Annotated in this window: 2 protein-coding genes and 2 pseudogenes; 3 read left to right on the plus strand and 1 reads right to left on the minus strand. The window is 54.7% G+C overall.

All coding sequences use genetic code 11. The features are described from left to right. The first annotated feature begins 354 nt into the window (after positions 1–354). The 3 genes and pseudogenes from AC07FD_RS24115 to ectB all read left to right on the plus strand — a co-directional run bounded on the left by AC07FD_RS24115 (position 355) and on the right by ectB (position 4,717). Positions 355–1,372: pseudogene (locus AC07FD_RS24115) on the plus strand (1-aminocyclopropane-1-carboxylate deaminase). Between the two features lie 543 nt (positions 1,373–1,915). Continuing rightward, a complete protein-coding gene (locus AC07FD_RS24120) occupies positions 1,916–2,860 on the plus strand; it encodes a cupin-like domain-containing protein (protein ID WP_478351879.1) in 945 nt (314 codons plus the stop codon). A 561-nt stretch (positions 2,861–3,421) separates the two neighbouring features. After that, on the plus strand, positions 3,422–4,717 hold the full coding sequence (gene ectB, locus AC07FD_RS24125) for a diaminobutyrate--2-oxoglutarate transaminase (protein ID WP_478351880.1): 1,296 nt from the start codon (positions 3,422–3,424) through the stop codon (positions 4,715–4,717). 134 nt (positions 4,718–4,851) lie between these two features. Here ectB and AC07FD_RS24130 read toward each other — a convergent pair. Beyond that, positions 4,852–5,069, minus strand: a pseudogene (locus AC07FD_RS24130) (IS110 family transposase); the annotation flags it as partial. Between the last annotated feature and the right edge of the window lie 60 nt (positions 5,070–5,129).

Below are 5,129 nucleotides of genomic sequence, written 5' to 3' on the forward strand. Positions count from 1 at the left end.
TTAAGCAACCAAATCCTACGTCATTTCAACGGCTTGCACCACATCCGCCAACCCCCATGAATTTTCCGGGCTAGGGACGTTAAGGTGGTCGTTCAAAATAGTTGGGCTTGAAATCGCAGAGGTGACCGCATCCTGGGCCGTCCAACGGCGGGAGATGAAGCAGTTTGGTACTGCGGACACACAATAGCCGTCGCAGAACGCCGGCATGCGAGTTGCTTCGTCTCGATGACGACGAGGCGCGCTGAAAGTATGATGAGGCTCTTCTGCAACGTCCGAGTGCGTAGCTGCTTTGACAACCCCTTGGACTGGCCGATCGGAACTGGTCTCAGCTCGATCACCGTTGCAGGAGAAAACATGCTGGAAAAGTTCGAACGCTACCCGCTCACCTTTGGACCCACGCCCATCGAGAAGCTCGAACGCCTCGGCAAGCATCTCGGGGGCAAGGTGGAAATCTACGCCAGACGCGAGGACTGCAACTCAGGTCTCGCAGTCGGCGGAAACAAGCTGCGCAAGCTCGAATACATCGTCCCCGATGCGATCGCGTCGGATGCCGACACGCTCGTCACCATTGGCGGCGTGCAGTCAAACCATACCCGCATGGTCGCCGCAGTTGCCGCCAAGATCGGCATGAAATGCCTCCTGGTTCAGGAGAGCTGGGTTCCCCATGAGGATGCCGTCTACGACCGGGTCGGCAATATTCTCTTGAGCCGTGTCATGGGAGCGGAGGTGCGCCTGGTTGACGCGGGCTTCGACATCGGCATCCGCCACATTCGGGAACAAAGCGCTCGACGAAGTCAAGTCAAGGAGGTATACCCAGGTATACCCTATGCGATACCAGCCGGCGCGTCTGTTCACCCGAATGCCTGGGCTATGCGGGCTTTGCGGAAGAGGTGCGTGCCCAGGAAAAACAGCTTGGTTTGCTTTCGATTACATTGTCGTTTGCACGGTCACCGGTTCAACGCATGCCGGCATGCTTGTCGGGTTCGCAGAAGATAACCGACAGCGCAAAGTGATCGGTATCGATGCCTGTGCCACTCCCGAAAAGACCAAGTCGCAAGTGCTCAGCATTGCCCAACACACAGCAACACTCGTCGAGCTCGGAACGGAACCTGTCGAGGATGACGTGGTGTTGCTGGAAGACTATGCGTATCCGCGTTATGGCATTCCGTCCCAGGAAACCAAGGACGCGATCCGTCTATGCGCGCGGCTCGAGGGCATGATTACCGACCCCGTTTATGAGGGCAAATCGATGCAAGGGATGATCGACCTCGTCCAGAAAGGCTTCTTTCCGGAAGGGTCGAGGATTCTCTACGCGCATCTCGGCGGCGCGCCGGCTATCAACGGTTATGGCTACACCTTCCGCGACGGCTGACGCTCGACAGATTGCGATTACGCCGCGCTGCCGTGACCGCGATACGCCGCCCAAAGTTCGTTCGAGGGCCGTCTGGCACTGACGGTCTTGCCAGTGCCACGCTCTCGCCCATCGTCAAGAGCATTATGGCGAGCTTGCGAGTGATTGTCACGCCGGCGACATTTTGCTGCATCGCGTTGCACCGCAGGAAAGGGCAACGCGATGGCGTTGACGGTACTGACTGACGAGACTTCGACAACTACCAAGAACGATAGTTGAGAAGGTGAGAATGTCATTTTATGATCTACTATATCCAGGCGCGGTCCCGCGAAAGTTGTGATTCTGCAAGTTTCTACAATTCGACCAATAACACGATGTACCCGCTGCGCCAGGTCCGCCATGCCCTCAATAGACTTTCGCGATGGCGAACACGCTTGGTCTACAGAACCCGTCGACGAGCGGAACGTGGAGCATGCTGCCGAATTGTTACCGACTAGCAAGGTTCGCTTCGTTCACCATGGAAGTCGCCGTTCAATGTAGTCATGTTGCAAAGGAGATCGAAAAATGGCTGAATTCAAGGCAACATTCTCACAAGCGTCATATGATCGCTCATTCTCGACGCTAGAGGACTCTGGCTGGTCCGGGGTCCCAGTCATAACAGAGCTATCTGATTGGGATTTTGCGACGAATTATCGAGAGGCAATGCGGCCGGTTCTCCTACGTGGCGGCTGTGCAGCTTGGACCGCCTGCCAGCGCTGGTCGCCGCAGTATTTGGGTGAGGTCGCCGGATCACTCACCGTGCCCGTCAAGACGCTTAACAGCAGCGAGATCGAGGTTTCTTCTTGGCGGCTTTCAGATTATGCTCGGTTCGTCATGGAGCAGGCGCCAAGGAATGTAGACGCGAGAGCAGCTCCGTACTGCCATGACATTCCCCTGCTCGGCCTGGTGGAAAATCTGGCGGGCGACTGTCAGCCGTTTCCGGCAAATTTTCTTGAGCCGTCGTATCGCTCGCATTGGTGGCGCTATTCGCAGTTCTTCATGGGCCCGGCAGGCACGGTTACCCCGCTGCACTTTGACACCTTGCTAAGTCACAACCTCTTCTTCCAAATTTGCGGCGCCAAGCAGTTCACCATCCTACCACCTAGCCAAGCTGGGCGATGTGGACGCCGGGGTTGGAGGTGGTTTGATGTGGACCCCGAGCAACCGGACCATGTGCTCTTTCCGGAGTATGAGCAAGCGACACCCATTGTTATCACTGTAGGTGCTGGAGACATCCTGTATATGCCGCCCGGGACCCTTCACCACGTTCGCAGCTTATCGACCTCCATTTCCTTCAACATCGATTTTCACACACACCAGAGCGTTTTGCGTGCGCTGGCGCAGGCAGAAAAGGGAATGCCAAGAGAAGTCATCCATTACAATGCGATCACAGCGTTGGCGGTAATCGCAAAAATACCTGAATCTGTTACCTTTCCATTGTACCAACCCTACTTGAGCTATGTAAGTTGATAGGATGAGCCGAGGCCCGCGAGCAACGAACAGTCAGAGCAAATCATGGTGGCGGCTCTGGGTCGCGACACGGCCGAATTGAGGCGAGTTTGATCTTTGCAAGGAAGTTGTCGGCCAGCTTGTCATAGCCGCTGGCGACGCATCGGAAGTGCTTCAGCTTCGAGAAGAACCGTTCGGTCAGGTTCCGCTCTGGCGTCGACTGGTACTGTATCGTACCGGGCATCGGTACAGTACGGCGCCCTGGAGAAACGGGCACCTATTCACACCGCAACTGCACTTGAGCGAGACGGGATTTGTTCAGTCGATCGAAAAATCGTACGTCCGCCGAACCGGGGGGGCGACGCGGGACATGCGTTACAACGTGCAACATACTGCTTTTATCTCTACTCGGAATAGCCGTTGCGAAACTACCATCATGGGTAGGCGCACTGGCCGAGATTCCCGTTTAAAACCGCAGACCCATCGCAAGAAATCCGACACTGAAGGCGCACTTAGAGGATTGAGTGCATCAGCTGAAGAAGATGGGCGCGGTACTGGCTATCGTCTGGTTGAGGAAAGATCATGCTTCAAGAAAGCTCCAACTCGCTATTTACCTTCGAAAACCTCGAATCGAACGTGCGGTCGTATTCGCGAACTTTTCCCGTTGTGTTCAGGAAGGCCGCAGGAGCCATTCTCGAGGACGAGAGTGGCATCGAGTTTGTCGATTTTCTTTCGGGGGCAGGCGTTCTTAATTACGGTCACAACGATCCTGATCTAATAAATGACGCTATGCAATACTTAATGGAAAACGGAATAATCCATAGTTTGGACATGGCTACGTCGGCGAAAAGAGATTTCATGGAGTATTTTGATGAAATAATATTGCGCCCACGTAGCCTGACATTCAAATTTCAGTTTCCAGGTCCCACCGGCGCCAATGCCGTGGAAGCCGCTTTGAAACTCGCGCGCAAGGTCACCGGTCGATACAGCATAATTTCATTTACCAACGGCTTTCACGGAGTGAGCTTGGGCGCGCTTGCGGTTACGGGTAATCGGTACTACCGCGATGCGGCAGGCCTTCCACCTGCTGGCGCAGTGTTCATGCCCTATGATGGGTATTGGGGAGCGGACAACGACACTACGCAATATCTGGAAAGGATGCTTGCTGACGCAAGCAGCGGCGTCGACCTGCCGGCAGCCATCATTCTAGAAACCGTACAAGCCGAAGGTGGCATCAACGCTGCGAGTAAGCGTTGGCTGCAGTCGATTCAGCAGCTTTGCAGGAAAAATGGCATCCTCCTCATTGTTGATGACATTCAGGCAGGTTGCGGACGAACGGGCAGTTTCTTCAGTTTCGAATTTACAGATTTAGCGCCAGACATCATCGTTTTGTCCAAGTCCCTTAGCGGCTCTGGACTGCCGCTGTCCCTCCTGCTGCTGAAACCCGAACTCGACGTTTGGCGGCCGGGTGAACACAATGGGACTTTCAGAGGTAATAACCTAGCGCTCGTGACGGGAACTGCCGCATTACGAAAATACTGGACGAATGAAAAGCTTTCGGAGAGTGTTGCGAAAACAGGGCGCATCCTTAGCGAGCGCCTCTGGCAGGTCGCTCAAGACAGCCCAGATCATGGCCTTTCTGTGCGCGGAAGAGGCATGATGCTGGGGCTCGATTGCGGTACAGGTAAACTTGCTGAAAAAATCGTCCGCAAGGCCTTTGAAGATGGACTTGTGGTAGAGCGATGCGGCGCGGAGGATCAAGTTGTCAAGCTTCTTCCTCCTTTGACGATTGATGGGCAGACGCTTCAGCGTGGTCTGGATATTCTTGATAACTCTGTTCGCGCAAGCGCCGAAAGCGATTGTGGCTATGATGCATAGCAGTAAGTGCAAACACCATAGTCCCCTTTGAAGACCGTCGTTTTGAAGAGTTCATCGGCGATGATCGTTTCATAGGCTTTGGCGCGGCGTTGCGTTTCGACCTTTGATCATTGGGAGAGCGACTATCTCGGGTGTCAAGTTGCATTTGCTAATTCGGTTCTCGCGTTGCGTGCTTTTGCATTGAGGATGACGAGAAGTTTTCTGGCGAGTGCGATTGAGCGAAAGCTTTGAGATGGGGATCGAATTTGGCCGCGATGGCTGCGACGATGAAGAGGATGCCACGCGGCCCGGCGCGTCCGCCGCGCACACGCCTGTTGCCGGTGCGCCTGCCGCTGTCGTTGGCGATGGGACTAGACTTAGTCTAGCATTACAGTTGCGTATTCTTCTGTAGTCTGAATCTATAGGTCTCCAT

The sequence above is a fragment of the Mesorhizobium waitakense genome, from assembly GCF_056431085.1.

Excerpts from the sequence above, each read along its gene's own strand:
- AC07FD_RS24120 (WP_478351879.1), top strand. The coding sequence starts at position 1,916 with ATGGCTGAATTCAAGGCAACATTCTCACAAGCGTCATATGATCGCTCA.
- ectB (WP_478351880.1), top strand. The coding sequence starts at position 3,422 with ATGCTTCAAGAAAGCTCCAACTCGCTATTTACCTTCGAAAACCTCGAA.